Annotated in this window: 29 protein-coding genes and 2 pseudogenes; 30 read left to right on the top strand and 1 reads right to left on the bottom strand. The window is 52.6% G+C overall.

Going from position 1 to position 26,303, the window contains the following annotated elements; genetic code table 11:
• Positions 1 to 284 precede the first annotated feature (284 nt).
• From ACOXYR_RS00260 to ACOXYR_RS00235, 6 genes and pseudogenes are all read left to right on the top strand, one after another.
• Positions 285 to 416, top strand: a pseudogene (locus tag ACOXYR_RS00260) (DUF5431 family protein); the annotation flags it as partial.
• Positions 361 to 483 (top strand): type I toxin-antitoxin system Hok/Gef family toxin, encoded by a 123-nt coding sequence (locus ACOXYR_RS00255; RefSeq protein ID WP_275541184.1) that lies wholly within the window; start codon positions 361 to 363, stop codon positions 481 to 483. The pseudogene ACOXYR_RS00260 and the gene ACOXYR_RS00255, both read left to right, overlap by 56 nt.
• Positions 484 to 1,323: 840 nt before the next feature.
• Complete coding sequence (locus ACOXYR_RS00250; RefSeq protein ID WP_315713202.1) at positions 1,324 to 1,722, top strand: ammonia monooxygenase; 399 nt, start codon at positions 1,324 to 1,326, stop codon at positions 1,720 to 1,722.
• A 59-nt stretch (positions 1,723 to 1,781) separates the two neighbouring features.
• Positions 1,782 to 2,126: a hypothetical protein gene (locus ACOXYR_RS00245; protein WP_315713200.1), complete on the top strand. Its 345-nt coding sequence runs from the start codon at positions 1,782 to 1,784 to the stop codon at positions 2,124 to 2,126.
• Positions 2,127 to 2,264: 138 nt separating this feature from the next.
• Positions 2,265 to 2,477: a hypothetical protein gene (locus ACOXYR_RS00240; RefSeq protein ID WP_350437438.1), complete on the top strand. Its 213-nt coding sequence runs from the start codon at positions 2,265 to 2,267 to the stop codon at positions 2,475 to 2,477.
• A 42-nt stretch (positions 2,478 to 2,519) separates the two neighbouring features.
• Positions 2,520 to 3,350: an N-6 DNA methylase gene (locus tag ACOXYR_RS00235; protein WP_350437437.1), complete on the top strand. Its 831-nt coding sequence runs from the start codon at positions 2,520 to 2,522 to the stop codon at positions 3,348 to 3,350.
• Between the two features lie 1,598 nt (positions 3,351 to 4,948).
• Here the strand turns inward: ACOXYR_RS00235 and ACOXYR_RS00230 are convergent.
• Positions 4,949 to 5,422, bottom strand: a complete 474-nt coding sequence (locus ACOXYR_RS00230) for a transglycosylase SLT domain-containing protein (RefSeq protein ID WP_415728455.1) — start codon at positions 5,420 to 5,422, stop codon at positions 4,949 to 4,951.
• Between the two features lie 416 nt (positions 5,423 to 5,838).
• On the opposite strand from ACOXYR_RS00230, the gene traM reads away from it, so the two are divergent.
• From traM to traT, 24 genes and pseudogenes are all read left to right on the top strand, one after another.
• Positions 5,839 to 6,234, top strand: a complete 396-nt coding sequence (gene traM, locus ACOXYR_RS00225) for a conjugal transfer relaxosome DNA-binding protein TraM (RefSeq protein WP_421356537.1) — start codon at positions 5,839 to 5,841, stop codon at positions 6,232 to 6,234.
• Positions 6,235 to 6,400: 166 nt separating this feature from the next.
• Positions 6,401 to 7,117 (top strand): hypothetical protein, encoded by a 717-nt coding sequence (locus ACOXYR_RS00220; RefSeq protein WP_415728454.1) that lies wholly within the window; start codon positions 6,401 to 6,403, stop codon positions 7,115 to 7,117.
• 100 nt (positions 7,118 to 7,217) lie between these two features.
• On the top strand, positions 7,218 to 7,592 hold the full coding sequence (locus ACOXYR_RS00215; RefSeq protein ID WP_350437405.1) for a TraY domain-containing protein: 375 nt from the start codon (positions 7,218 to 7,220) through the stop codon (positions 7,590 to 7,592).
• Positions 7,593 to 7,641: 49 nt separating this feature from the next.
• The gene (traA, locus tag ACOXYR_RS00210) at positions 7,642 to 7,992 is read left to right on the top strand and encodes a type IV conjugative transfer system pilin TraA (protein ID WP_350437406.1); all 351 of its coding nucleotides are present in this window, start codon (positions 7,642 to 7,644) and stop codon (positions 7,990 to 7,992) included.
• A 150-nt stretch (positions 7,993 to 8,142) separates the two neighbouring features.
• The gene (gene traL / locus ACOXYR_RS00205; protein WP_045911931.1) at positions 8,143 to 8,448 is read left to right on the top strand and encodes a type IV conjugative transfer system protein TraL; all 306 of its coding nucleotides are present in this window, start codon (positions 8,143 to 8,145) and stop codon (positions 8,446 to 8,448) included.
• Positions 8,449 to 8,462: 14 nt separating this feature from the next.
• Complete coding sequence (gene traE, locus ACOXYR_RS00200) at positions 8,463 to 9,029, top strand: type IV conjugative transfer system protein TraE (RefSeq protein WP_415728453.1); 567 nt, start codon at positions 8,463 to 8,465, stop codon at positions 9,027 to 9,029.
• Complete coding sequence (gene traK, locus ACOXYR_RS00195; protein WP_415728452.1) at positions 9,016 to 9,759, top strand: type-F conjugative transfer system secretin TraK; 744 nt, start codon at positions 9,016 to 9,018, stop codon at positions 9,757 to 9,759. The genes traE and traK overlap by 14 nt, the downstream gene beginning before the upstream one ends.
• Entirely contained in the window at positions 9,746 to 11,140 is a 1,395-nt protein-coding gene (gene traB / locus ACOXYR_RS00190) for an F-type conjugal transfer pilus assembly protein TraB (RefSeq protein WP_415728451.1), read from the top strand. Before traK ends, traB begins: the two co-directional genes overlap by 14 nt.
• Before the next feature lie 21 nt (positions 11,141 to 11,161).
• Positions 11,162 to 11,701, top strand: coding sequence for a type IV conjugative transfer system lipoprotein TraV (gene traV / locus ACOXYR_RS00185; protein ID WP_415728450.1), 540 nt, complete (start codon positions 11,162 to 11,164; stop codon positions 11,699 to 11,701).
• Positions 11,702 to 11,820: 119 nt separating this feature from the next.
• The gene (locus ACOXYR_RS00180) at positions 11,821 to 12,045 is read left to right on the top strand and encodes a TraR/DksA C4-type zinc finger protein (protein ID WP_415728449.1); all 225 of its coding nucleotides are present in this window, start codon (positions 11,821 to 11,823) and stop codon (positions 12,043 to 12,045) included.
• Positions 12,046 to 12,048: 3 nt separating this feature from the next.
• Complete coding sequence (locus tag ACOXYR_RS00175; RefSeq protein WP_350437485.1) at positions 12,049 to 12,270, top strand: hypothetical protein; 222 nt, start codon at positions 12,049 to 12,051, stop codon at positions 12,268 to 12,270.
• A complete protein-coding gene (gene traC, locus ACOXYR_RS00170) occupies positions 12,263 to 14,893 on the top strand; it encodes a type IV secretion system protein TraC (RefSeq protein WP_421356536.1) in 2,631 nt (876 codons plus the stop codon). The genes ACOXYR_RS00175 and traC overlap by 8 nt, the downstream gene beginning before the upstream one ends.
• The gene (gene trbI, locus ACOXYR_RS00165) at positions 14,890 to 15,237 is read left to right on the top strand and encodes a type-F conjugative transfer system protein TrbI (RefSeq protein ID WP_350437397.1); all 348 of its coding nucleotides are present in this window, start codon (positions 14,890 to 14,892) and stop codon (positions 15,235 to 15,237) included. The genes traC and trbI overlap by 4 nt, the downstream gene beginning before the upstream one ends.
• Entirely contained in the window at positions 15,234 to 15,884 is a 651-nt protein-coding gene (gene traW / locus ACOXYR_RS00160; protein WP_350437399.1) for a type-F conjugative transfer system protein TraW, read from the top strand. The genes trbI and traW overlap by 4 nt, the downstream gene beginning before the upstream one ends.
• Positions 15,885 to 15,916: 32 nt before the next feature.
• Complete coding sequence (gene traU / locus ACOXYR_RS00155) at positions 15,917 to 16,876, top strand: conjugal transfer pilus assembly protein TraU (RefSeq protein WP_415728488.1); 960 nt, start codon at positions 15,917 to 15,919, stop codon at positions 16,874 to 16,876.
• A gap of 10 nt (positions 16,877 to 16,886) precedes the next feature.
• Positions 16,887 to 17,507 (top strand): type-F conjugative transfer system pilin assembly protein TrbC, encoded by a 621-nt coding sequence (gene trbC, locus ACOXYR_RS00150; RefSeq protein ID WP_415728447.1) that lies wholly within the window; start codon positions 16,887 to 16,889, stop codon positions 17,505 to 17,507.
• Between the two features lie 5 nt (positions 17,508 to 17,512).
• The gene (gene traN / locus ACOXYR_RS00145) at positions 17,513 to 19,360 is read left to right on the top strand and encodes a type-F conjugative transfer system mating-pair stabilization protein TraN (RefSeq protein ID WP_421356535.1); all 1,848 of its coding nucleotides are present in this window, start codon (positions 17,513 to 17,515) and stop codon (positions 19,358 to 19,360) included.
• A gap of 9 nt (positions 19,361 to 19,369) precedes the next feature.
• Positions 19,370 to 20,119 carry a type-F conjugative transfer system pilin assembly protein TraF gene (gene traF / locus ACOXYR_RS00140; protein WP_415728445.1) on the top strand — a complete coding sequence of 250 codons (750 nt, stop codon included), beginning with the start codon at positions 19,370 to 19,372 and terminating at the stop codon, positions 20,117 to 20,119.
• 16 nt (positions 20,120 to 20,135) lie between these two features.
• Positions 20,136 to 20,384 (top strand): type-F conjugative transfer system pilin chaperone TraQ, encoded by a 249-nt coding sequence (gene traQ / locus ACOXYR_RS00135; protein ID WP_350437470.1) that lies wholly within the window; start codon positions 20,136 to 20,138, stop codon positions 20,382 to 20,384.
• Positions 20,326 to 20,919, top strand: coding sequence for a type-F conjugative transfer system pilin assembly thiol-disulfide isomerase TrbB (trbB, locus tag ACOXYR_RS00130; RefSeq protein WP_415728444.1), 594 nt, complete (start codon positions 20,326 to 20,328; stop codon positions 20,917 to 20,919). The genes traQ and trbB overlap by 59 nt, the downstream gene beginning before the upstream one ends.
• Complete coding sequence (traH, locus tag ACOXYR_RS00125; RefSeq protein ID WP_415728486.1) at positions 20,919 to 22,292, top strand: conjugal transfer pilus assembly protein TraH; 1,374 nt, start codon at positions 20,919 to 20,921, stop codon at positions 22,290 to 22,292. The genes trbB and traH overlap by 1 nt, the downstream gene beginning before the upstream one ends.
• Positions 22,292 to 25,114, top strand: a complete 2,823-nt coding sequence (gene traG / locus ACOXYR_RS00120; protein WP_421356534.1) for a conjugal transfer mating-pair stabilization protein TraG — start codon at positions 22,292 to 22,294, stop codon at positions 25,112 to 25,114. The genes traH and traG overlap by 1 nt, the downstream gene beginning before the upstream one ends.
• 18 nt (positions 25,115 to 25,132) lie before the next feature.
• A complete protein-coding gene (locus ACOXYR_RS00115) occupies positions 25,133 to 25,630 on the top strand; it encodes a hypothetical protein (RefSeq protein WP_421356533.1) in 498 nt (165 codons plus the stop codon).
• Positions 25,631 to 25,705: 75 nt separating this feature from the next.
• A pseudogene (gene traT / locus ACOXYR_RS00110) lies at positions 25,706 to 25,904 on the top strand (complement resistance protein TraT); the annotation flags it as partial.
• Positions 25,905 to 26,303: the final 399 nt, after the last annotated feature.

The following is a 26,303-nucleotide window of genomic DNA, read 5'->3' as shown; positions in this document are numbered from 1 at the left end:
TGTCGAGATGGCAATTAGAATGAAATTTTAGAACGGGTGACATATGTATATTCGTCTGTGCATAGACGAATAGCGATCCGGACTTTACGAATGAAATTTATCGGCATTTGCCGGATATACCTGGGCAGACAAGGTGAGGAAAGGTATAATGGCTTCGGCGCTTGAGGCTTTTTGCCTCATGATGTTCCGGTGGTTTGTACCAGTGTTGTGAGGCAGAAAGAAGAAAGCCCCGAGTAATTTTTTCAAATTAACCCGAGGCTCATCTACATGCTAGACACATCTAGATTAGCCGCTTACCCGCCGAAAGGCAAGGAGAAGAAGGCTATGAAGCTACCACGCAGTCCCCTTATCTGGTGCGTACTGATAGTGTGTTTAACACTACTGGCATTCACCTTCCTGACACGGAAATCGCTCTGCGAAATCCGGTACCGGGACGGAGACAGGGAGGTGGCGGCTTTCATGGCCTACGAATCCGGTAAGTAGCAACCTGTAAGGCGGGGGTAACCCCGCCTTTTCAGAGCTTCGTATGTTGTCGAACCATTGCCACAAGCGCTTTTAGAAGGGCTTCCCTGTTCGCAGGGAGGCCCTTTTCCCTGTCTGGCCTGGCATGAACAACCTGCTGCAGGGCGCCCAGCTGGAAGGGCGGGGGAGAGGCGCTCAGCGCCTCCAATCCTCCACTCTGAATTGCTTCTCTGAGCACCAGATTACATCCCATTTCCTTCCTGCCATTTTTCCAGTTTTCGTCATTTTCGTACCACTTTTCCGCTTAGCTATACCGCTTTCCTCCTGATTTGCGCTGTTTCAAACCAGAAAGGCGACTAACCCGGCCACCTTCGGCTCCCCGTCGCGCAAGCGCGCCAGGTCGTCAGGCCACACTCCGCCGGGCAGCTGCTCACGCACCCGCCAGGCTCCGCCGAACCCCTCCGGGTTTCGGGCTATTCGCTAGTGTCCGATGGAGAAGGTCAACCCCCCACGCTTGCTGCGGCCGTTCCGGCCACGCCGCTTTCACCGCAGTTGCGATAAACCCGCACCTGCTCATTTGACCGGACCGCGATTCGCCTGCGGCGATTCACGTTCCGGGGTGTGTGCATTCTCCCGCCCTCCGGTGAACCACCTCCCGGATGGTTCCCTGCGGAGGGCGTATTCGTAGCACCAGCGCCAGCCGCCCCAACAGGGGTGAAATGCACGTCGCCAGAAACTTTTTGCAGGCAAAAACTTTCCGTCGCCGCCCCTGTCGTTTCGTCCGTCGCCGTTGCTCCTCGGCCCTTGCCGCAACGAACTCACCGGGAGATGGAAACATCACCAGAACAGGAGAAAACCAGAATGCACACACAAAACGTCAAAACCGCCGCTGCCGAATCTTCCGGAAGATGGGGTACAGACCCAAAAGCCCGACTGGCCTGTGTTATTGCTGAGCAAAAAGCATATCTCTCGCGGTTGCGGGGCGTCTGGGAGTTGCAACTCTCAGAGGACGAAGAAGCAGAGCAGGTATTCGGCATCCTGTATGCCATGAGCGAAAACGTTCACAAAGAGGGGGTACTCAACTGGCGCTCCGTGACACCGCTTGTCTCGTTTCATGTTGTCCAGCCGTGGTTACAGGCGAAAGCCTGTGTGATCCGTGGCTACGGTGATACGGGTGTGGCTGCGTGGGAGTATGCGAGTAAGCACCTGAAAGACAGTATGAATTTTGCGGTGGCGATGCTCGATGTAGAAACCTGCTGACCAGAACAACCCACGGCGGCAGTGAATGCCGCCATTTACCCCAAAAGAAGGAGATAACCATGCACTTAAATCTGACCGAATCCAGCGCTGACCGCGGTATTTACACGACCAGTGAGGCCGAACGCGCGTACTGGCTGAGCCGCGAAAAGTCATTTCTGACCGCGCCCGTCGAAATCGACGTGCACGCTTTTCATGATGCGCTGGGCCTGATGTACCCGATGAACTGGCGCAGCAGTGAGAACGGCGAGTGTGAAACCTTCATGCTGGCGGAAATGGTCTGCGGCAATGTGACCGAAATCTACGCGCGGATCGGTATCCGTTATTACCGGATGCGTGACTACAGCAACCTTGACCACGCGGAGATTCTGGCACGCGTTAAGGAGGAAATTCAGAGCCAGAAATGAAAAAGGCAGACTTTCGTCTGCCATATCCCGCCGGATTCTCAGCGTCGAAACTACGAATCCGGCCTCAACTAAAAGGAAACATGTATGAATCATTTCAGTAGAGCGTCGATTGTTACACCTACCGCCCTGTATGTCCAGATGCTTGAGGCGGAAAACTCACCTGTTAGAAAACAGGTGCGTATTAAACGCAGTGATATCGACCGTGACGAAATCAGCGCCGAAATGCGGGCGCTGGGCCGTCACATAGCGCACTGCCTGAAGAAGGGGCGCGCCGTTCGTATTCCAGCCATGCGCGGGAGTGAATGGGGGCAGGTTTTACGCACGCTCGAACTGAAGCGGGCATTTAACTGATAACTGAGCCGCTCCTTACGGGGCGGCATTTAAGGAGGAACTATGTCTCAACTCAGTTTTGCCAGCTTCTTTGATCAGGCGAGAGAAGCCGCACCAGTAACACCCGCTAAACCCGTATTGCCCACCGTGAATGCGCAGCCGATACCGCACCGGATGATGACAATCGACCAGGCCCGGCGCCAGTTTATCAGCGTGTTCAGGGATACCGCCCGCAGCCTGCGCCGCTGGGAGGTGTTCAGCGACTTTATCACGCTGGCCGCCAGCGAGCTGGATATGGCGCGGATAAGAACGCCGGAGAATATTGAGCACAGCCGTGAAATCTGCGCGAAGTACAGCGAGAGCGATATCAGCAACCTGCATACGCTCTTCTGCCTGATGGTCTGCGCACTGGAGGCCAAATTCCACGACTTCCTCGGCGCGATCTTCATGGAGCTTGAGCTTGGCGACGACCGGAATGGACAGTATTTCACGCCGTATCACGTCCAGTCACTGCTGGCGAGGCTGCTGATGCCGGACGTCGACGAAACGATACGCCGTGAGGGATTCGTGACCGTCAGCGATCCGGCAAGCGGTGCGGCGGGAATGATTGTGGCGTATGCGGAATATCTGCTGGAGGCGGGCTATAACCCGTCTGAACATATGTTCGGAAGCTGCATCGATATTGATCCTGTTGCGGCCGATATGGCGTTTATTCAGCTTTCCCTGCTGGGTATTCCTGCCGAGGTGGTCACGGGCAATACGCTGACTATGCAGTTAAACAGGGTGCGGTATACGCCTGTGTACTACATCAACAACTTTGGTAAGCGGCTGGACGATCAGCGCCGTATCAGTGCCATGCGCGAATTTTTGCGCTGTATAAATGACACAGCATAGCTATCCAGAAGGGCAGGGGGGCCACCCTGCCTATGGCCCTAAAAGCCGCGCGCCTGTGGCGCAGAATAAGCAGGCTGCGCTGACGCGCTGGCTACTTTATTCCGGCGCGAGTGTTTCCTGTGTAATCGGTCTTTGACTGTTGTATCCTGTTGTTCCTTCCTGTCGTATCGCTTTCCTTGATAATTATGCTGTTTTCTCTGTTTCAAACCAAAAAGGCTACTAACCCGGCCACCTTCGGCTCCCCGTCGCGCAAGCGCGCCAGGTCGTCAGGCCACACTCCGCCAGGCAGCTGCTGACGCACCCGCCAGGCTCCGCCGAACCCCTACGGGTTTCGGGCTATTCGCTAGTGTCCGATGGAGAACGTCAAAGGCATGCTTGCAGCGACCGTCCCGGTCGAGCCGCATTAACCGTGCCGGCAAAGAACCGGCACTACAGAGACGCCACGTCTTACCGACGTGGCGAAGAGGTTCGCCCTCATCAACTCAGGAATGCCATCTTTCAGTGAGTACCCGTCGGTCGGGTTGGCGTAGCACCGCCGGGTCGTCTAACAAGGGGTATATGAACTGCGACAAAAACTTTTCCGGAGGAAAGCTTTTTGTCTCCGCCCCTTTGTTATCCTCCCTTCGACGGAGCTACTTTACCCTTGCCGCCAGGAACTCACCGAAAGATGGATAAACTTCCAGAGGTGGATACGTTCAGGGCGGCCCCCGAAAGATCAAGGTCAACACCGCCACCAAAAATCTTCCAAAAGATGGGAAAACTGAACAAAGATGGCTTCATATGCGGTTACGCCCTTAGTGTCGAACTGCTCATTATGTGAACTTCATCACGTTTGTGTTATTTTCCAGGTAGTCCAGAACCCTGTGGGTGTAACGTTGAGTCTGCAATATTAGCTCAGACTTTTGTGCCCCCGAAAAATATCGCTGCACCTTGTTAACACTGTCCTTTTTGGCTCACTGACGCTTTATGCAATAAAATTTAAGCTGAACGCCCTCAATTCCCATGATCAGATATGCCTATTAGCTTTAGTCATTGACCTTTTTTCCTGGCTGCTATTTATACGAAATTTGACTTAGGGAGAGTAGAGGTAGATTTCTGCAAAGAAACGCCGAAGTGAATGTCACCTGTTAGTCTGCAAAACGTCGCAAGATGATTCCGAATGTAGGTATTAACATGGATTCGTAGCCTGTGGAGGATGTCTGCAACCGGATAGTATTTTAAAAAGTTGTAGTAACTTTCCCCCTGGTGGGAGATACCCATCCTTACGTTCATCGACAATTCGATTCAAAATTGTGTGTTTGATTTGAAAGACATCTTGGAATGATTACCTGATTTGAACATGAAACGCTCTGATGAAATTTTAAATTCAGCGCCCAAATGCCAATGGGAAGTCATATGTCTTAGTAAATGTCTACATAACTCGATTTTTTCAATGTGTGCCATTTTTGTCAAAATCTCGTTTAGTCTGTCGATAAGACTTACGCCGTAATACCAGTTCAATCCATATTAGCTTTAACATTTGGATTTTAATCCAGATTGGTATGTTAGTTACGGTTGATATCCCGATAGAAACAGACTCTCTTAATGAGACTCTGTTTCTATCGGGTTGCGTTTCGCTCTCGCTTACGATTCTCTTTGATAGCTTTATACGTTGCCTCGATTTTAGTTGCATAGCTGTATCGCCTTAACGCCTGCGTATCTGACTGTTTGAATCCAGCATTATATGCTCCGACTGCCTGCCAATTTGTCCCCCACTTTTTAAACGCGATGGCAAGATAATAAGCTCCGGTGTAAATATTCATGCATGGATCTTCCAGAAGTTGCTGCGGCGTAATTCCATAACGCGCGAGTTCATTGAAATGTTGCGAATCAACCTGCATGAGTCCTGAGCCGAAACCGGATACCGGATTGTAACCCTTTACGTTTACCCGGAAGTTTGACTCATTCCAGGATATCGCACGCAACAGGTCAGGATCTATTTTGTAATCTCTTCCTGCAAGTTCAAAACAGTCAGCTGCATGCAGCGAACCTGAAAAAAAGAAAGCCATTAGAATGGCTGCTATCCGTTTCATATCTTTCTCCGAAAGTCAGTGCCGGAAATACGTTAACCCATCCCATGCCTAGACTCAACTAATATGCACTCCTCACCACCAAAAGCACCACACCCCACGCAAAATTAAAATTTTGCTGATTGGCCTTTCAAATCACTAACTTACATCTTTATAATTCCACTCAGTTCCATAATGGAATTATTTATGAGTCGTAAGTGAATCGGATAGAGTCGTTGATGAATCCATGACGAATCCGTAGAGGCTATTTTTTTAATAACATCAAGTTGCATACCCCATGAATCTATATTAGATTCGTCATTGCATGCATAACGATTTGCGAAGGGATTCGCTTAATTCCCCTTGGCGTGTCGTCAAAATTTCCAAAAAAAATAGATGTTAAATAAACATGTTTATGAGAGGATTTATTAAGGAACGTTATGGCTAAGATTCAGGTGTACATAAACGATAATGTTGCAGAGAAAATTAATGCTATTGCAGAGCAAAGACGTGCTGAAGGTGCTAAGGAAAAAGATGTCAGCTATTCCAGTATTGCATCGATGTTGCTCGAACTTGGACTGCGAGTTTATGAAGCTCAGATGGAAAGAAAGTCATCGTCTTTTAATCAGATGCATTTCAACAAAACTTTACTAGAAAACGTTTTAAAAACACAGCTAATATCTAGCAAGTTGTTGGGAATGGTTTCACTAAGCCCTCATCTGGAGGGAAATGATATATTTGTGTTTAAAGAGATGGTTGCTACTATACGAGAAGATACTGAAGAAATCATATCCCATTTCTTTCCTAAGGAAGATGATGAGGATATGGAAGAATAAATGCATGAAAGGTCATCTTTTGGCATGACAAGCAGCTTAAATATTGTTATATTTTATTCGTGCTTAAATAAAATTTGATAGTCAGTAATTTAATTACTGATTCGCTGGTACACAGGGATAAGGCCCCTGTGTACCAGCTACCCACTAAACCTACCAAGGAGGTTATATGAGTGCGCGTGATCTTATGCGTTATTCAGATTTGAGTCAATCACCACAAATCCATTCCTGTTTTGAGATCTTCTCACAAATGGAAGTTCCTGTATGTATAAGGAATTCCCATGGTGAGTTTGTTTTCTCCAACTCTCTTTTTTCTGAATACATAAAGGGAAGTGAGTACGAAGCTTCCTTCTGGTTTGGAAAGCTACCGTTTGAGCTTCAGTGTGCCATTCTTAATAAAGAGCTTGATGCACAGGCTAACCCACAAATGACCGTTATAAAGAGCGTAATCATCGATGATACTTTTCATTGGTATATACTCTTTCAGGTAATAAAATCTGAGTCTGAGTCATTCATTGTCTGGTCTTTTGTCAAAGATCTTGTTTTTAGCGGGGGAAGTCTTAGGTCTATCGAAAATACTAAGTTAAAGATAAAAGACTCACTTAATCCGGCCCTGGTTTTGGAGCCGGGTGTGTACAAAACATTTTGTCTCTATTTTTCCGGATTTAGCCATGAGTTTATAGCTAAACTTCTAGGTGTTGGGGTTGGAACTTCCAAGAATAGGATCTCAAAGTCATACTCCTTAATGGGTATCTATGGCCGGGATTCAATGATTATTTATTTGCAGTCTAATTCCTACTTACATGGTATTCAGATGTATGCTTTCGAACTGATTAATGCTCAATTTAGTAAAAGTAATAATATTCCAAATATATATAAAGCTTGATGTTGCGTTAATGTTAAAAAATGAGTGACCTTTAGAGGCTGCTCTCGGACCCCTCCTAGATTGTATTATGTCTAAACACAAATACATGAAAGGGGGGGATATGAAGAGATATAGCAGTTCCCCGGCTCTGGGAAATACAGTCCGGGTAAGACTTGATTCCGAAACAGAAGCTCTTTTAAGTGCTGCTGTTGCCAGAAGTGGGAGGAGTCGTGGCTTTGAGGTTTTTTTCAGAATTAAAGATCATCTGAATCGTTTCCCTATGTTCAGAGTGATGGATAACCCCGACTTTCAACGAGAAGTCTATGTGACAGTCAGGTTTGATGATGATACCAACCTGAAATTAATTAATGCCAAAAATCGTACCGGGTGGTGTAAGACGTATGAAGTCAGAGAAAGACTTCATGATCACTTGACCAAATTTCCCGATTTTTACAACGCAGAGATGGTGGAGGTGATACCCAATAACTTTGACTAAATGATGTTGGTTTTAATGGTATCTGACAAGACATTAAAGGATTAAAAAAATGACTGAAATTAGTGTTGTTAACTCAGTTGAACCATGTTCACTGAAGAAAAAATTCAGTAAAACGGGTTTGCTGAAAGCTGTTAAGTATGCATTACCTATTGCGGCAATTGCTGTGTTTTTCCCTGAAACGGTTCTGGCCTCGACTACGGGTAAAGATTTGATGTCCAGCGGCGATGCAACCGTTAAAGGAACATTTGGTAAAGATTCAAGCGTGGTTAAGTGGGTTATTCTTGCCGAAGTCCTGGTAGGGGCCGTGATGTATATGACGACCAAGAACCTCAAGTTCCTGGCGGGCTTTGCGATCTTGTCCGTATTCGTCACGGTAGGTATGTCTGTCGCAGGATACTAATAACCAGCGACAGCTGTTCAGAGCCACTTCCGACTATTAAATTCCGGTTTAATTCTGAATGCCCTTCACGAGCATTCACGGGAGGGCTTTGCCTGTAATCCGGCTGGCAGGTATTTCCATACTGCCAGCTGTACCGGAGACGGAACATATATGGCAGATGAATCTCTCAAAAAATATCGCTTTCCCGAAACCCTGACGAATCAGAGTCGCTGGTTTGGCCTTCCTGTGGATGAACTTATTCCGGCCATTATCTGCCTGGGGTGGGGATTCTGGACCCAGCATTATATTCCCGGAATCATCGCTGCCGTACTGGCCTATCTCGGAATTAAAAAGCTCAAGAAAGGGCGGGGCAGTTCATGGCTGCGGGATCTGGTCTACTGGTATATGCCCACCTCACTGCTGAGGGGGATTTTTCATGATGTGCCCGACTCATGCTACCGCCAGTGGATTAAATAGACAGGAATAATCAGATGGAACACGGAGCACGATTAAGTACACAGCGGGTTATTGCCATCGGCTTTATTGCCATGGGGGTGGTTATTCTGGGAAGCATCACCACCAATGTTATTCAGGCCGTCAACAACTACCGCCTTCAGAATGAGCAGAAGTCTATCGTCACACCAATGCTTTTCAACGCGCCGTTTGCCGTGTCGCAGAACCAGGCAGATGCCTCCTACCTGCAACAGATGGCCCTGTCGCTTATCGCCCTTCGCCTCAATGTCACCCCGGAGACCGTTGATGCCTCTCATGAGCAGTTGCTGACCTATGTCAAACCCGCAGCGCAGAACGAGCTGAAAATCCGGCTTGCTGAGGATGCGAAGCGCATTAAGGACAACAACGTTAACTCGTCTTTCTATATGACCAGCGTGAAGGTTTATCCGGCAAGCAGCCGCGTGGACGTGCGCGGCCAGCTGAAGACCTGGATAGGCGACTCGAAACCGTATCCCGAGCTGAAACAGTACGTTCTCAAGTTCGAGCGTGAGGACGGCATCAGCTGGCTCAGTCACTTCGGAGAAATCACCGATGAACAAAAATAGTCGCCGTGCGCTGCTGGCGTTGCTGATGCTCGCTTCCGGTCAGACGGTCGCCGCACCTGCTGCGCTTTCTGCCACGATTGTCCCGTTGACGAACGGCGGACAGGCCAGCATCGCGGTCAGCAATACCGACCCGAACCTTTTTACGGTCGCAGGTGACCGCGTGACGGCCCTGACCAGCCTCGACGGTGAGCTGACACGCCAGGAACAGACGGCAAGCGGGGGAGTGATTGTCAGCACCCTCAACAAAAAGCCCTTCACGTTCATTCTGGAAACCGAACGCGGCCTCAACTTCTCGGTACAGGCCGTGCCACGTGCGGGCGCGGGGCGAACCATCCAGCTGGTCAGCGAGCTGTCCGGCACGGGCGAAGCGGCGCGCACCTGGGAAGAGTCTTCCCCCTACGAGGCCACGCTGGTTTCCCTGAGCCAGCATCTGCTGGGCGGGCAGCTTCCGTCCGGCTGGCAGGCCATTCCCGTCACACATGAAGCCCTCACCGCTCCCGCCGGACTATCTGCAGTCCCGGAGCGCGTCTGGGTGGGCAACCACCTTAAGGTGGTGCGCTATCGCGTTACCAACAATACCGGTATGGCCCGCAACATCGCGGAAAGCGACTTCTGGCAGAGCGGCATTCGCGGCGTGCTGTTCGGTGAAGCCTCGCGTCAGCTGATGGCGGGTGGTGCCCTGCAGGTCTTCATTATCAGTAGCGGAGGTGCGGCTGATGGCCAGCATTAACTCAGTGGTGAAGCGCAAGCAGTTTATCTGGCTGGGTATTGTGCTGGCGACCGTAGGCGTGGTGGGCGGCGGCGGCTGGTATCTGGCGGATGCACGCTACGAGGGCAGCAGCGATGTGGCAGCCGCCGACGAGCCTGCGCCCGATATGACCGGCGTGGTTGACAGCACCTTTGACCAGAAGGTGCAGCAGCATGCCACGACCGAAATGCAGGCTACCGCCTCCGAGATGCAGAAGCAGTATGCCGAAATGCGACGCGAGCTTGAGCTGCTCAGCAAGGGGCAGGCAGGCTACCAGCACCAGATTGACAAGCTTAACCAGGACAACGCGGCGCTTTCCGCTCAGGTCAGCGCGCTGGGGGCGAAACCAGTCACCGCATCGGGTGAGCCGGCCCCGCAGCCGCCAACGCCTGCGCCGGGGCCTGAAGGTGAGCCGCAGCCAACCGGTTTCCCGACGCAGACGGGGGCAGTCCCGCCGCCGACCGCGTTTTATCCGGGTAACGGCGCCACGCCGCCGGCGCAAATACAGTACCAGTCCATCCCCGTACCCAACCAGCTGCGCCGGCAGTCTTTTGCCCGCAGCGACGAGAGCAAAGGTCCGTCCCTGCCGTACATCCCGTCGGGCAGCTTCGCCAAATCGATGCTGATTGAGGGGGCTGACGCCAATGCCTCCGTAACCGGTAACGAGTCCACGGTGCCGATGCAACTGCGCATCACGGGCAGGGTGGAAATGCCCAACAGCAATAGCTACGACCTCACCGGCTGCTTTATCGGGCTTGAGGCCTGGGGCGACGTGTCCAGCGAACGCGCCATCGTACGCACCCGCAACATCAGCTGCCTGAAGCACGGCGTCACCATCGACCAGCCTATAGCCGGACACGTGAGCTTCCGGGGAAAGAACGGCATCAAAGGCGAGGTGGTGATGCGAAACGGCAAAATCCTCGGCTGGGCCTGGGGGGCGGGTTTTATTGACGGCATCGGTCAGGGCGTGCAGTCCGCGTCTCAGCCTTCGGTCGGACTCGGTGCCACGGCATCACTCGGCGCGGGTGACGTGATGAAGATGGGGATTGGCGGCGGAGCCTCCAAAGCCGCTCAGACCCTCAGCGACTACTACATCAAACGCGCAGAGCAGTATCACCCCGTCATCCCGATTGGGGCGGGTAACGAAGTGACCGTTGTCTTTCAGGACGGTTTTCAGCTCAAAACCATTGAAGAGCTGGCGCACGAGAATGACAAAAGCAAAGCGGAGGACAACGACCGCAGTCCGGTTCTGCCACCGTCAGTCCCGCAGGGCGGCATGAACGGGTTCAGTACCGATCAGATGCTCAACCAGTTGGGCAAGCTTAACCAGAGCCAGTTTATGCCGAAGGCCGACTCACAATAACCCCACGTAAAGGAACCGCAAATGAACAAGACAGTGCCTGTTGCGCTCACGCTGGCCAGTCTCCTGACGCTGTCGGGATGTGCCGGTACAACGAGCGATTTTGAGTGTAACGCGACGACATCCGATACCTGCATGACCATCGAGCAGGCCAATGAGAAAGCTAAACGACTGGAGGAGGCCAGCGCGGTAAAGCCGGGTGCGACATCGCTGCCGCGCCTGGCTGAGGGTAATTTCCGGACTCGTTCCGTGCAGCCCCTTACGCTGCCGGCTGAATCGGTGCATACCGTCGCATCCAGAAATACACCCCTGACGGGCGCACCGGCACTCCCCCGCCCGCAGCCGCACTCAGCCTCACGGGCACCGCTCTCCACGGTCACGCCGGTTATTGCGCCGCCGCCAGGGCGCGAGTCCATCGTGGACCCGAGGCCGCTTCGCGTCGGTGAAAAGACGGCCGGGCTGTGGATCGCGCCCTATATCGATACGCAGGACGTTTATCACCAGCCGACGCGGGTGTTTTTTGTTGTGAAACCCTCAGCGTGGGGAACCCCGCGCGTTAACTGAATCCTGAACCGCCACCGCGTGTGGCGTCCATTTTAACAATCTGTCGTTATCACGCGTACCCTGAAACGTGAAAAGGGATGGGCGGTAGCGTGTCCGGACAGTGTGAGCAGGGAGCGTTGATGGCAGACGAACTCGATCTCCTGCAGGAGCAGGACGAATTGCTGAACCAGCTTCATATACAGGCCGCGAGGCAGCGATCCTGCCTGGAGGGCAAAAGCCGCAACCGGTGCGAATGCTGTGGCAATCGCATCCCCCTCAGGCGGCAGCAGGCTATCCCGGGCGTACGTACCTGTACGGAATGCCAGCGGGTTCTGGAAATACAACAAAAACAGTATTTGAGGTGAACGATGACGCAGTCAAAAAAATCAGGGAATTTCATGGTAGTAGGAAAGACAGGAGAAGGTAAAACGGAATCTATGGCGCAGATGGTTCGCATTTTTATGGCTCAGTCTGACGTCAGCCAGATCAAAGATCAGTATGACAATGAAGACGGTAAAAAGCGGATACAAGCCATCTTTGATAACTGCAGCACCAGGATTACGCTGAATCCCGGAGGCAACCGTGAGTAATCCACTGGATACCGTGACCCGCACGGTCAACTCGCTGCTGACGGCGCTGAAGATGCCCGATGCGTCCTCTGAGGCGAACGATGTCCTCGGGCAGATGCGCTTCCCGCAGTTCAGCCGCGTGCTGCCGTACCGCGACTACGATGCGGAAACCGGCCTCTTCATGAACGAGAAGACGATGGGCTTTATGCTTGAGGCGCAGCCCATCAACGGCGCTAACGAAACGATCGTGTCGTCGCTGGAAAACCTGATGCGCACCAAGCTGCCCCGCGAGGTGCCGGTGGCCGTTCACCTGGTGTCCAGCCATCTGGTCGGTCAGGATATCGAGTATGGCCTGCGCGAGCTTTCCTGGACGGGGGAAAAGGCCGATACGTTCAACGCCATCACCCGCGCCTACTATCTCAGGGCCGCAGAAGAAGGGTTCCCGCTACCCGATCACCTCAACCTGCCGCTGACCCTGCGTAACTACCGTGTGTACATCTCCTGCTGCGTCCCCCGTAAGCGCGGAAGTAAGGCCAGCGTGATGGAAATGGAAAACCAGGTCAAAATCATCCGCGCCTCGCTGCAGGGGGCGCAGATAGCCACCCGCAGCGTGGATGCGGATGCCTTTATCCGCATTGCGGGCGAAATGATTAACCACAACCCGGATGCGCTATATCCCACCGAACGGGAACTGGACCCGCTCAAGGATCTGAACTACCAGTGCGTGGACGATACCTTTGATCTGAAGGTGAAGGCCGACTACATGACGCTGGGGCTGCGCGGTAACGGTCGCAACAGCACCGCGCGCATCATGAACTTTCAGCTGACCAAAAATCCGGAGCTGGCCTTCCTCTGGAATACGGCCGACAACTACAGCAACCTTCTCAACCCGGAACTGTCCGTTTCGTGTCCGTTTATCCTGACGCTGGTCCTTAGCGTGGAAGACCAGGTGAAGGCGCAGAACGAGGCCAACCTGAAGTTCATGGATCTTGAGAAGAAGTCCAAGACCAGCTACGCCAAGTTCTTCCCGGGCGTGGCGCAGGAGGCAAAAGAGTGGGGCGATCTGCGCCAGCGCCTGTCGTCCGGGCAGTCCTCGCTGGTGAGCTATTTTCTGAACATGACCCTCTTCTGCCGCGATGACCAGGAAACTGCGCTGAAGGTCGAGCAGGACGTGCTGAACAGCTTCCGTAAAAATGGCTTCGAGCTGATTTCCCCACGCTTTAACCATATGCGCAATTTTCTCGTGAATCTGCCGTTTATGGCGGGCGGCGGCCTCTTTAAGCAGCTGCGCGAGTCTGGCGTGCTGCAGCGCGCCGAAAGCTTTAATGTCGCCAATCTGATGCCGGTGGTGGCGGACAGCCCGCTGGCCACTTCCGGCCTGCTGGCGCCGACCTACCGCAACCAGCTGGCGTTTATCGACCTGTTCAGCCGCGGCATGGGTAACACCAACTTTAATATGGCGGTGTGCGGCACCTCCGGCGCGGGGAAAACCGGGCTTATCCAGCCCCTGATACGCAGCGTCATCGACTCCGGCGGCTTCGCCGTGGTGTTCGACATGGGCGACGGCTATAAGTCACTTTGCGAGAACATGGGCGGTGTCTACCTCGACGGCGAGACGCTGAAGTTTAACCCGTTCGCTAACGTCACCGACGATACCATCGATGAGATGGCAGAACGCCTGCGGGACCAGCTGTCCGTGATGGCCAGCCCCAACGGCAACCTGGACGAGGTGCACGAAGGTCTGCTGCTCAAGGCGGTGAAGGCCACCTGGCTTACGAAGAAAAACCAGGCGCGAATTGACGACGTGGTGGGCTACCTGGTGATGGCCCGCGACAGCGAGGAGTACAGCGGATCGCCGACCATCCGCAGTCGCCTCGATGAGATGGTGGTGTTGCTGACTCAGTACACCCGCGACGGGGTGTACGGCAGCTACTTCAACTCCGACGAACCGTCCCTGAAGGATGAAGCCCGGATGGTGGTGCTTGAACTCGGCGGACTGGAGGACAGGCCGTCCCTTCTGGTGGCGGTAATGTTCTCGCTCATTCTCTACATTGAGAACCGCATGTACCGTACGCCGCGCAGCCTGAAGAAGCTCAACGTGATAGATGAAGGCTGGCGCCTGCTGGACTTCAAAAATAACAAGGTCGGGGCGTTTATCGAGAAGGGCTACCGTACCGCCCGCCGCCATACCGGTTCGTACATCACCATTACGCAGAACATCGTCGATTTTGACTCAGAAACGGCCTCCAGCGCCGCCCGCGCGGCATGGGGTAACTCGTCCTACAAAATTATCCTCAAGCAGTCGGCTAAAGAGTTCGCCAAGTACAACCAGCTGTACCCGGACCAGTATTCGCAGCTGCAACGCGACATGATTAAGGGGTTTGGCAGCGCGAAGGACAACTGGTTCAGCAGCTTTATGCTGTCGGTTGAACACCTGACGTCCTGGCACCGCCTGTTCGTCGATCCACTCAGTCGGGCAATGTACTCCTCGGACGGTCCGGACTTTGAGTTTCTGCAGCAGCGACGCCGGGAGGGGCTGAGTATTCACGAAGCCGTCTGGGAGCTGGCGTGGAAAAAATCCGGGCCGGAAATGGCCGCGCTGGAGCGCTGGCTTCACGAGCACGAAGGGAAGACCATCTCATGAAAAAAAACGTACTCATTAACGCCGCGCTGATTGCCGGCACGCTGGCTGCGGGCGCAGGCGTCAGCTGGCTGGTCTGCCAGCTTAACCGTCCTGTGGTTGTGGCCTTCAACATGAAATCCACAGTGGATGCCTTCTTTGACAGCGCCGGTCGCCGTTCGCTGGACGAGGCGCAGACAAAAGCTCTCTCAGACCGCTTTAACGCGTCACTGGAGGCCAGCCTCAGAGACTGGCAGGTCCGCCATCGTGCCCTCATCCTTGTCGCGCCTGCCGTGGTGCAGGGGGCGCCGGATATTACCCGGGAGATCCAGAACGACGTGGCCCGCAGGATGAAGGAGGAACCCTGAAGGCGATATTTGCCCTGGGCCTGATACTGCTGAGTCGCAGTGTGATGGCCACTGATTTGGGAACATGGGGCGATCTCTGGCCGGTTGATGAACCGGATATGCTGACAGTTATTGAAACCCGCCTGCAGGCGTTACAGCAGTCCGGCGAGATGGACAAAAAGATGGCGGAATTTAAGGAGCGTGTGGTACGCAACAGCCAGCGTCCTCCACCGGTTGACGGTATCAGGCAGGCCACCCGTTATGAGCGGCGCTGGTTTGATCCGAGTGTCAGGGTGGATAAGGATCTGGCGGACCATCAGGGGAGGATATTTGCCCGGTCGGGGCAGGTATTCAATCCATTGGAAATAGTGCCGTTTAACGAGACTCTTTACTTCATTAATGCCGACGACCCGGATCAGATTACCTGGGTACAACGACAGAAACCGGACACATTAATATCCCGCATCATCTTAGTCCGGGGCGATATTCCCGAAACATCCGACAAGCTGGACCGCCGGATTTTCTTTGACCAGAACGGTGCACTGACAACTCGTTTTGGTATCAGCGCGGTACCGGCCCGCGTTACTGCAGCGCCCAGCGGGCTACGCCTTCAGGTTGAAATCATTCCAGCGTCAATGACGCAATATGACAGTCGGGGGGCACAGTGAGACGCGCTCTTTTATTGATTTTCGGTCTATTAATGCTCGGCATGGGCCAGGCGGCACGGGCTTCCGATGTGGCCTGTGAAGGCCGTTTTGTTAACCCTGTTACGGATATCTGCTGGCGTTGTATGTTTCCGCTGTCACTGGGTAGTTCGCAGGTCACCGGCGGTGACTTGCCGGATACCGCAAATCCATCGAGTCCGGTTCAGATTTGCCCAATGCCCCCGCCGATATTTCAGCGCATCGGTCTGGCCATTGGCTATTGGGAACCGATGGCCATGACGGATGTCACTCGCTCACCTGGCTGCATGGTGAATTTGGGCGGATTCTCCATCAATCTCGGCAAGATGGGGATGGGCACCGCGAAGAAGGATGATAAGCAGGTCAACGGCGCGTTTTATCACGTCCACTGGTACAAATATCCGCTGACCTACTGGCTCAATATCATCACTTCTCTCGGCTGTCTTCAGGGAGGTGATATGGATATTGCTTACCTCTCAGAGATTGATCCCACCTGGGGTGACAGCGAGCTAACGTCAATCCTGAACCCGGAAGCGGTTATTTTTGCCAATCCAATAGCACAGGGTGCCTGCGCGGCAGATGCCATTGCCAGCGCAGCGGGTAAACCGATTGATGCATTGTTCTGGTGTGCCGGCTCTCAGGGTTCAATGTATCCCTTCAACGGCTGGGTGAGTAACGAGTCCAGTCCGCTCCAGTCTTCTGTTCTGGTCAGTGAGCGTATGGCATTCAAGCTGCATCGGCAGGGACAAATTCTGGAGAGCGTTGGGGCCGACGTGGCGGTCTGCTACGAATATCCGTCGCCTATCATGCCCAAAGAACGCTGGCGATATCAGATGGTGAATATGTTCCCGGATGTTGCCCAGTGCCATCCGCTGGGGCGAACGGTGATGCGCTGGGAGACCGGGCGAAATCCACCATCCACCCGAAAAAACTTTGGCTACGTAATGTGGCGCAAACGTAACTGCGTCTATCTCTGAGGATATACACATGCTTACCCGACTAACTGTGGCACTGCTGGCATGCACTGCCAGCGCTACGGTGCTGGCTGATGAGGATGCGGCTAATCAGGCTTTTATCCGTCAACAGGAATCGTTCAGCCATCAACTGAGACAGCAAGACAATGCCCCATTGCGTCAGATGCTTGAGCAGCAGGTTCGCCAGAACCCCCTCTCCGATGACGATACGCGTTTTATTGGCGAGCTGAAAAAAAAACAGCAGGGGGCGAACCAGGAAAAACCAGATTATGGTGCGCTCTATTTTGTTTCTTTTTCAATCCCGCCATCAGGTCTGAAACGGATGCTGGCTGAGGCCAGAACATTCAGCATTCCGGCCACGCTGCGTGGCATGGTAAAGAATGATATGGCTACAACCGCCAACGCCGTTACGGCGCTGGTTAAAGACGGCACGACAACAGGCATCTCCATTGACCCGACACGTTTTCGCGAGTTCAGCATTAGCAGCGTGCCGACCCTGGTGGTGTATTGCGCGTCAGGGCATGACGTTGTTCGCGGCAACATACATTTGAAGCAGGCACTGAAGAAAGTCGTAGAAAAAGGTGAATGCCGGGAACAGGCGCAGCAGTTGCTTCAGGCGGGAGAGTCAAAATGAGAGGGATGACACTAATATCATTCATGCTGGCTGGTATGACGGTTCTTAACAGTTTGTCTGTCCGGGCTGACGCAGATGCACAATACAAAGCAGGATCGGATTACGCGCATCAGATTAAGGGGCAGGGAGAGAGTAGCCTGAAGAATTTCAACCCGACCGCCACACTTCCTGGTTACACGGCATCGCCAACGGAGAAAAAATACTACGGTGGGGTGACCGCCAGCGGAGATGGTGCGCTGAAGGCCGATGGAACGCAGACCTGGACGACGAACGAAGCAACCAGGGCGGTCACCGATTCCTTCATTAATAACCCTAAAGAGACCATTTCTCCTGACGCACCGTTCGTACAGGCCAGTAAAGACGTGCAATCCCGCGCGGATACTATCATTGGAAAGACCGGTCAAACGCAATGCTCTGCGCAGAATATTAATCGCAGTGAGTTCACTAACTATACCTGTGAGCGCGACCTTCTGGTTGAGCAGGCCTGTACCAGGACCGCCAGTATCACCGGTGACTGGAAGGAAACCACTGAGAATAAAACCTACACCGTTACTTCATTTAATTTTAGTCGCTCCGGCAAGCAGATCGTCTTTAGCTTCACAGCCCCGCAGGAAGGGCTGATCCTCAGTGGGAGCCTGACAATAAAAGCGGGCTATGCATTTCTGAATTCAAAAATGAACCTGCTTAATACAACTTTTAACTCCAGTCTGCTGACCGGTCAGTCAAATACGGTTTCTTTGTCAGGTGCGGCTGGAATGCGATTATCAGAAGGCCAGTTCCTGTCAGGAACAAGCTGTAGCGGAAATGGCAGCTGTATCGGAACGGTTGATGATCATATCTATAACAGCTTCCTGAACGGCAGTTCCACTATGACGCTGAAGTTGTATATGCAGGTGAAAAGCCGGGTATGGATACCGAGAGTGGAATGGGGTGAATCCTGCCCGTTTAGCAAAAGCGAAGGTACGCTCAAGAAAACTGAGTGTATTGAACCGGGCAGTACTAAGACTGTCGTGGTTGAGGGCAAGTCCTACCAGGTTACCCAGGCATGCTGGAAGTACAAAGACACATATATGACCCAGTCTGCTGACAATGGCACATGCAAAACCTACATGAACAATCCGGCCTGTACGCTTGCCTCACGCACCTGCGCCTTTACTGCAGAAGACGGCAGCGGCTGCCTGCATGAATACGCGACGTACTCCTGTGAAACTCGTACTTCCGGCCAGGTGATGATATGTGGCGGTGACACTTTCTGCCTGGATGGCGATTGTGAACGCGCGCAGAACGGTAAAAATAATGACTTTGCGCCAGTAGTATCGGCACTCGCAGCTCTCGCCGCTGCCGGCAAAGATGTTGCCGAATTAAACGCGGCCAATGTGCGTGCCTTTACAGGCAGTGCGAAGTTCTGCAAGAAGTTTGCGGCCGGCTTTAGCAATTGCTGCAAGGACTCTGGCTGGGGACAGGATGTGGGGCTGGCGAGCTGCAGCACTGAAGAGAAAGCGTTGGGTAAGGCGAAAGAGAAAAAACTGACCGTCAGCGTTGGAGAGTTCTGCTCGAAAAAAGTGCTGGGTGTTTGCCTCGAGAAGAAACGCGGGTATTGCCAGTTCGACTCTAAACTGGCGCAGATAGTCCAGCAGCAGGGGCGTAACGGACAGTTGCACATAGGTTTCGGAAAGGCCAAGAGCCCTGATTGCCGTGGCATAACGCAAACAGAACTGCAGCAAATCAAGTTCGATAAACTGGATTTCACCAACTTCTATGAAGATCTACAGAATAATCAGAACATCCCGGATAACAACGCCCTGACTCAGCGTATCCGTGAGCAGATCGCTGCCCAGCTGAAGAGTCAGTAAGGAGACGGCATGAAAAGGATTATTTCTTTACTCAGCTCGTTACTGGTTCTGAGTCTGAGTGTTCAGGCAAAAGACGCGGGCTGGCAGTGGTACAACGAACCCATGAAGAAGCCGAACGATGAGCAGGTGGCTTCGCCTTCGGCCCCGGCTGTCGCACAGCCCGACATTATGGATAAGCTTGCCATGCTGCAGCAGGCTACTAAACGCGCAATGTACGAAGCCATCCTTTATCCAGGCGTGGAAAATTTCACCCGTTATTTCAGGTTGCAAAACTACTGGACGCAGCAGGCCGGGCTGTTCTCAATGAGTGCTAAAAAAGCGATGCTTGCTCACCCGGAGCTGGACTACAACCTGCAGCACAGCCACTACAACGGCACCGTTCGTAACCAACTGGCGGCGGACTTTGCCGACCAGCGCCGCGCCATTGAAACGCTGGCTCAGCACTATGGCGTGATGTTCTTCTACCGCGGACAGGACCCGATCGACGGCCAGCTGGTTCAGGTCATTAAAAACTTCCGCGAAACGTATCACCTCAGCGTCATTCCGGTCTCCGTGGACGGTATCGTGAATCCACTTCTGCCGGATACCCGAATGGACGGTGGACAGGCCAGCCGGCTGGGTATTCGTTACTTCCCGGCGCTGATGCTGGCCGACCCTAAAAGCGGGGCGGTCAAACCCGTCTCGTATGGCTTTATCAGCCAGGATGACCTGGCGAAGCAGTTCCTCAACGTTTCCACTGATTTTGCCCCCAACTTTTAATACAGGGAGAGTTCGCATGCGTAAATTCCGTTTTCGCCTGCCTGAGTTCGACGTGCCCGGATTATGGGTGCTGAGCCTCGGGATATGGTTTCACATTGTTTCCCGCCTGGTCCGGCGCGAGCCGGAGATGGCCATTCTGCTGTCGCAGATAATCGGCATATCGATGGCGCTCTGGGGGGGCTACCGCATCATCAACCGCTGGATTGATGCCGCCCGTAAGGCCGAAAAGGCCCGTGATGCCGGAGGATGCCGACATGAACCTTAGACATACCGTGTTTATCGTGGTGCTCATGACCCTCAGCCTGGCCACACAGGCTTCTACAATGGACGAGATCAAATCGTTATGGCACCCACAGGGGGCGCGAGCGTCGGGATCTCTGCCATCATCCCCGGAAGGCCCTGAAGCCAGGCCACTTCCGGAGAAGCAGCCGGTCTGGTACCGCCTCAGCAACGGCCGCCAGGTCAATCTGGCCGACTGGAAGGTCGTGCTGTTTATGCAGGGACACTGCCCGTACTGCCACCAGTTTGATCCGGTCCTGAAGTCGCTGTCGGCACGGGTGGGTTTTGGGGTGATGGCCTACACCATCGACGGTCAGGGGGATGCGTCCTTTCCCGATGCGCTGCCTGCGCCGCCGGAGGTGATGAAAACCTTTTTCCCCAACCTGCCCGTGGCCACGCCAACCACCTTTCTAGTCAACGTAAACACCCTTGAAGCCCTGCCCCTGCTGCAGGGCGCGACCGACGAACAGGGCTTTATGGCCCGCATGGATACGGTCCTTCAGATGCGCGGAGTGAAATGATGATAAACCTGTTCAGACACCGCAGGCTTCTGGGCTGCATGCTTCTCGTCTGTTCAACAACCGTTAGTGCGGACGTGAACAGTGACATGAACACCTTCTTTAATAAGCTGGGCTTTGACTCTAATACCAGCCAACCACAGGTCTGGCAGGGGCAGGCCGCTGGCTACGCCACGGGCGGATCGCTATATGCCCGTACGCAGGTGAAAACCGTCCAGCTTGTCTCCATGACGCTGCCCGACATCAACGCCGGCTGCGGCGGCATCGATGCCTATCTGGGCTCCTTCAGTTTTATTAACAGCGAGCAGCTGCAGCGTTTCGCCAAGCAGATTATGTCCAATGCGGCAGGATACTTCTTCGATCTGGCGCTGCAGACCACGGTACCGGAAATCAAGACCGCAAAAGACTTCCTGCAGAAGATGGCCAGCGACATTAACAGCATGAACCTCAGTTCCTGCCAGGCGGCGCAGGGGATTGTCGGCGGTCTGTTTCCGCGCACCCAGGTCTCCCAGCAGAAGGTCTGCCAGGACATTGCCGGCGAGAGCAACATGTTTGCGGACTGGGCTGCATCCCGCCAGGGCTGCACGGTGGGAGGAAGTATGGATAAGGTCCGTGATAAGGCCAGTGATAAGGATAAAGAGCGCATTACGAAGAATATCAATGTCATCTGGAATGCGCTCGGCAAGAACCGCATGTTTGACGGGAATAAAGAGCTTAAGGAGTTCATCATGACCCTGACCGGAACAATGGTCTTTGATGAGAAGGGTAATATAACCCCGCTTCCGGCAAGAACGACCGATCGCGACCTTATTCGGGCCATGATGGAGGGGGGGACTGCACGGGTGTATCACTGTAATGACAGCGATAAATGTCTGAAGGTGATCGCCGATGCTAATGTCACGATAAGCCAGAAAAATGCACTGAAAAATCAGATCAAAGACATTCTCTCCAGCATTCAGAACAAAGCCGTTGCCGATCTGAAGTTAACCGAGAAAGAGAAGGGATTTATCACAAGTACTACCATCCCGGTTTTCAAGTACCTGGTTGATCCACAGATGCTGGGGGTTTCTAACAGCCTCGTTTATCAGCTAACCGATTACATCGGCTACGACATTCTGCTCCAGTACATCCAGGAGCTGGTCCAGCAGGCCCGTGCAATGGTGGCAACGGGAAACTATGACCAGGCGGTTATCGACAGCATCAATAATAACCTCAACGAAGCCACGCGGCAGATAGCCTCCTTCCAGGCACAGGTGCAGGTACAGCAGGATGCGCTTCTGGTTGTTGACCGGCAGATGAGCTACATGCGCCAGCAGGTCTCGGCACGCATGCTGCAGCGCTACCAGAACAACTATCACTTCGGGGGGGCGCGCTGATGCAGGAAATCTATGTCATCGCGGGCGGCGACTGGCTGACGCAGACGTTGAATGCGATCGTCACGTTCATGTCGACGGAGAACTGGGTTGTTATTCGGCGTATTGCGACGGCTTTCTCTGTGCTGGTTGTGGCCATTTCGTGGATACGACGTCACAACATTATGGATATGCTGGGCTGGGCAGGCGTCATTGTGCTGATGTCGCTGCTGGTCAGTGTTCGCACCTCCGTACAAATAATCGATATCAGTAATCAGACAAAGGTCTATAAAGTCGATAACGTGCCCGTCGGGCTGGCACTGCCTGCATCGCTGACCACCAAAATCGGATATGCCCTTGTTCAGGGGTATGAAATGGTCTTTTCACAGCCCGACAGCATCACCTACAGCAAAACCGGCATGATATTTGGGGCGAATCTGGTTTCACGCAGTACGGACTTTTTATCACAGAACCCAGAGATAACGACGATATTCACGGACTATGTGCAGAACTGCGTGATGGGCGATATTTTCCTGAATGGAAAATATACCATGGAAGAGCTGATGAACAGCGCAGACCCGTATACGCTAATTTTCTCAAAGCCGAGTCCGCTGAGGGGGATATTCAACAACAATAATCAGTTTTTAACCTGTGAAGAAGCCGCTGCGGTAATTAAGCCAAAGCTTGCCCTGGATACTCAGACCGGAGGAAAAACCTGGAGTTACTACGTGCGTCAGCTTTTTGGCGGACGTCCGAATCCTGACATTTTGTTCAGCCAGATGATCGGGGACAGCTATAACTATTTCTATGGAGCCGGTCAGAGCGCCGCGTCGATTGTCCGTCAGAATGTGACGATGAACGCTTTGCGAAATGGCATCATGAGCTATGCAGCCCGCAACGGTGACACCTCAAGCCTGCTGAATATCGCCACTACGTCATCAATGGAGAAGCAGCGGCTGGCGCATGCGACGGTCGGTCAGGTGGCATTACGCTCACTACCTATGTCTCAGACGTTGATTGTCGGTCTGACCATCGGAATATTCCCCCTGATGGTGCTGGGCGGGATGTTTAATGCCGTTACCCTTAATGTGCTGAAGGGGTACGTGCTGGCTATCATGTGGGTGCAGAGCTGGCCGCTGCTTTACGCCATCCTCAACAGCTGCATGACCTTCTATGCGAAGGCAAACGGTTCACCAGTGGTTCTCTCGGAGTTGTCGCAGGTGCAGATAAAATACTCAGACCTCGCTACCACGGCAGGCTATCTGTCCATGCTAATCCCCCCGCTTGCATGGGGAATGCTGAAGGGGCTGGGGGCGGGGTTCTCAAATCTCTACAGCCACCTTGCCTCTTCCGCTATCAGCCCTGCAGCCACTGCAGCCTCTGGTGCTGTTGATGGTAACTACTCCTACGCCAACATGCAGACCGAGAACGTGAGCGGCAACAGCTGGAACACCAACAGTTCGACCATGTTCGGACAGATGAGTCAGCAACTGGGTAATGGTGCGACGTCCACACAGATGCGTGACGGCAGTACGGTGACAGACTCCACTCAGGCCACGAGTAAGCTGCCCGTGAGTATTAATTTTGCCCGTCAACTGGCCTCAGCGCAGCAGGAGATGGCTCGCGAGGCCCAGACGCAGTCCCAGAGCGCGATGCAGAGCTTTAGTAGCAGTATGTCAAGCACGTGGCAGACTCTCAGCCAGTTTGGTACTAACCGGGGGAGCAGCGACTCGATGACGCAGGGGGCCGACAGCACGATGAGCGCGCAGGACTCCATGATGGCCAGCAAGATGCGCACTGCGGTGGAGAGCTATGCGAAGGCGCATAACATCAGTAATGATCAGGCGACTCAGGAACTGGCTTCACGTAGTTCTCGCGCTTCCGCTGGTCTTTATGGTGATGCAAGTGCACATGGTGGTATAGGGATTAAGGCTTTCGGTACAGGTGGTGGAGTTAGTTTCAGGGCAGGTGCTAAAGCCAGCGTCGACTTTGATGATTTAGACTCTCATCAGGCAAGCAGCAGCTCGCGAGCGAGCCAGGATGCGCGTCATGATATTGATGCAAAATCCACCAAAGACTTCAAGGAGGCCAGCGATTACTTTACCAGCCGCAAGATAAATGAATCAGGCAGTCATACGGATAACAACGCCGCATCACGTGCGGACCAGTTGTCTGCATCACTGAGTTCTGCAAAACAAAGCCTTGAACAGTACTCGACCAGCCAGGCACGCAGCAAGGAATATGCTGAAATGGCATCCCGAACCGAAACCATGAGCGGGCAGATTAACGAAGATCTCAACCAGCAGTTTGCCCAATACGTTCGTAAACAGGCACCGCATGATGCCGATTCTTTGCTGACGGATACGGGTTCACCAGAGGTTGCAGCGAAACGAAGAGAACTGGCATGGTCATTTGTACAAAGTCAGGTTCAGCCTTCGGTGGATAATGCGTATTCGGATGCGAAAGACGGGCTGGGGCAAAGTATGGAAAATGTGTCAGCCGGAGGCGGGCGTCAGGAGGTGTTATCTGACCATGCGGCGCATAAGGCTTCCATTGAAAGTGCAACGTCAGACGCAGGTATTAAAGGGAATGTGAAAGGCTCGGTAGACGGCATGATGACTGAGACGCGAAATAATATCTCAGGAACACAAAGTGAAATAAAGGGAGCTTCAGCGTCCGTCGATAATCAGTATTCAGCACTGGAGCGTCATCACCAGTCAGAAGCAAATAATCAGGGAACTATGTACAATAGCGAGAAAGCATCACAAAACGCTATTCCGGGAGCTGACAGTTCTGAAGAACTTCTGGAAAAAGCAAAGAAACTGGAGAATAATCGTAAGAAATGACTAGGGAGATTATCGGATATGAAAGAGCTGATGCGAATTATGTGGGTTCTGCTTATACAGTATATCGCCTGCTCGCTTGCAGGGTGGGCAACATCCTTCACGCTCCTGATACTTGCGTTGTTAATTATGTGGGAAAGTATATTTGCATGGATAAATTATCGAGTTCGCAAGCAGAAGTCTTTGCATAGTCAGAAAGATGTTTCACCGGTAATGTACATGGTTCTTTCGGTACCCGCACTCTGTTTTCCTATGTTGGCACTACTGATATTTTTCGGGCTCTCGATCTACAGGGTCTGTGTAATAAGTGGTGTAACTGTTGGAGATGAATCTCTAAAAGATCAGTTTTATTTTGACCGTGCGTTTCAAAGTGATCCATTTCCTTATGAATCAGAACTACACGATTCTACGGGAGCTGGATTGAATCCAGCTACAGGATTGCCAATGTGCGGGCTAGTTGATACTTCTGGTAATTTTTATGGGTGTTCATCTGAATCATACAGACGCTCGGACAGTTAGATACCCTTACTTATATTAGATTATGGGCAATCGCCAAGCTATGAATGGATATAATAAACAAAGGAAATAACGTTAATGAAAAAGATGATTATGGTGACCGCTGGTCAGTTCCACGCTGGCCCTTTCAGGGTGCGATGAGCACAGCAATTAAGAAACGTAACCTTGAGGTCAAACGCAGATGAGCGAAAAGGTCTGGCTTGAACCATCAAGCGAGCGTACCGTTTTTCTGCAGATCAAAAACACGTCTGATAAAGACATGAGCGGTCTCCAGTCTAAAGCGAACAAAGTTAATCTGAAATTCTCCGAAGCCCAGCAGTGTTAGAAGAACAGTTGGCGAAATCAATATCAAATATTCTGTAATGCCAGTGTTCTTTCATACCTCTTAAAAAGCAATTGTTTTATAGAGATTACTACGGCATCTGAGCTTTAATAATGAAACCTTTAAAGGCCACTCAATTTATTTGTGAGGTCTTGAACAGTTGTCGGTGTAACCGGGTTGTTTTATTATCATTAATTATTTTGAATGATATGTTTAGTGTTAATTTTACTCCCGTAAGAAAAATTCAAGTAGTAAATTGGAGGTGCGTGCTTTTATCATAAAGTAAATTATTTCAGACAAGGTATCGTTATTCTTAATTGTTAAAGGCCCGACATCTGCGCCAACAGATGCCGG

It is taken from the genome of Pseudocitrobacter faecalis, from assembly GCF_965231525.1.
Classification (GTDB): domain Bacteria; phylum Pseudomonadota; class Gammaproteobacteria; order Enterobacterales; family Enterobacteriaceae; genus Pseudocitrobacter; species Pseudocitrobacter faecalis.
This window is presented reverse-complemented; position numbering and strand designations above follow the sequence as displayed.

Coding starts and splice junctions, on each gene's coding strand:
- ACOXYR_RS00250 (WP_315713202.1), top strand. CDS start 1,324: ATGCACACACAAAACGTCAAAACCGCCGCTGCCGAATCTTCCGGAAGA.
- ACOXYR_RS00245 (WP_315713200.1), top strand. CDS start 1,782: ATGCACTTAAATCTGACCGAATCCAGCGCTGACCGCGGTATTTACACG.
- ACOXYR_RS00240 (WP_350437438.1), top strand. CDS start 2,265: ATGCTTGAGGCGGAAAACTCACCTGTTAGAAAACAGGTGCGTATTAAA.
- ACOXYR_RS00235 (WP_350437437.1), top strand. CDS start 2,520: ATGTCTCAACTCAGTTTTGCCAGCTTCTTTGATCAGGCGAGAGAAGCC.
- ACOXYR_RS00230 (WP_415728455.1), bottom strand. CDS start 5,422: ATGAAACGGATAGCAGCCATTCTAATGGCTTTCTTTTTTTCAGGTTCG.
- traM (WP_421356537.1), top strand. CDS start 5,839: ATGGCTAAGATTCAGGTGTACATAAACGATAATGTTGCAGAGAAAATT.
- ACOXYR_RS00220 (WP_415728454.1), top strand. CDS start 6,401: ATGAGTGCGCGTGATCTTATGCGTTATTCAGATTTGAGTCAATCACCA.
- ACOXYR_RS00215 (WP_350437405.1), top strand. CDS start 7,218: ATGAAGAGATATAGCAGTTCCCCGGCTCTGGGAAATACAGTCCGGGTA.
- traA (WP_350437406.1), top strand. CDS start 7,642: ATGACTGAAATTAGTGTTGTTAACTCAGTTGAACCATGTTCACTGAAG.
- traL (WP_045911931.1), top strand. CDS start 8,143: ATGGCAGATGAATCTCTCAAAAAATATCGCTTTCCCGAAACCCTGACG.
- traE (WP_415728453.1), top strand. CDS start 8,463: ATGGAACACGGAGCACGATTAAGTACACAGCGGGTTATTGCCATCGGC.
- traK (WP_415728452.1), top strand. CDS start 9,016: ATGAACAAAAATAGTCGCCGTGCGCTGCTGGCGTTGCTGATGCTCGCT.
- traB (WP_415728451.1), top strand. CDS start 9,746: ATGGCCAGCATTAACTCAGTGGTGAAGCGCAAGCAGTTTATCTGGCTG.
- traV (WP_415728450.1), top strand. CDS start 11,162: ATGAACAAGACAGTGCCTGTTGCGCTCACGCTGGCCAGTCTCCTGACG.
- ACOXYR_RS00180 (WP_415728449.1), top strand. CDS start 11,821: ATGGCAGACGAACTCGATCTCCTGCAGGAGCAGGACGAATTGCTGAAC.
- ACOXYR_RS00175 (WP_350437485.1), top strand. CDS start 12,049: ATGACGCAGTCAAAAAAATCAGGGAATTTCATGGTAGTAGGAAAGACA.
- trbI (WP_350437397.1), top strand. CDS start 14,890: ATGAAAAAAAACGTACTCATTAACGCCGCGCTGATTGCCGGCACGCTG.
- traU (WP_415728488.1), top strand. CDS start 15,917: ATGCTCGGCATGGGCCAGGCGGCACGGGCTTCCGATGTGGCCTGTGAA.
- trbC (WP_415728447.1), top strand. CDS start 16,887: ATGCTTACCCGACTAACTGTGGCACTGCTGGCATGCACTGCCAGCGCT.
- traN (WP_421356535.1), top strand. CDS start 17,513: ATGACACTAATATCATTCATGCTGGCTGGTATGACGGTTCTTAACAGT.
- traF (WP_415728445.1), top strand. CDS start 19,370: ATGAAAAGGATTATTTCTTTACTCAGCTCGTTACTGGTTCTGAGTCTG.
- traQ (WP_350437470.1), top strand. CDS start 20,136: ATGCGTAAATTCCGTTTTCGCCTGCCTGAGTTCGACGTGCCCGGATTA.
- trbB (WP_415728444.1), top strand. CDS start 20,326: ATGCCGCCCGTAAGGCCGAAAAGGCCCGTGATGCCGGAGGATGCCGAC.
- traH (WP_415728486.1), top strand. CDS start 20,919: ATGATAAACCTGTTCAGACACCGCAGGCTTCTGGGCTGCATGCTTCTC.
- traG (WP_421356534.1), top strand. CDS start 22,292: ATGCAGGAAATCTATGTCATCGCGGGCGGCGACTGGCTGACGCAGACG.
- ACOXYR_RS00115 (WP_421356533.1), top strand. CDS start 25,133: ATGAAAGAGCTGATGCGAATTATGTGGGTTCTGCTTATACAGTATATC.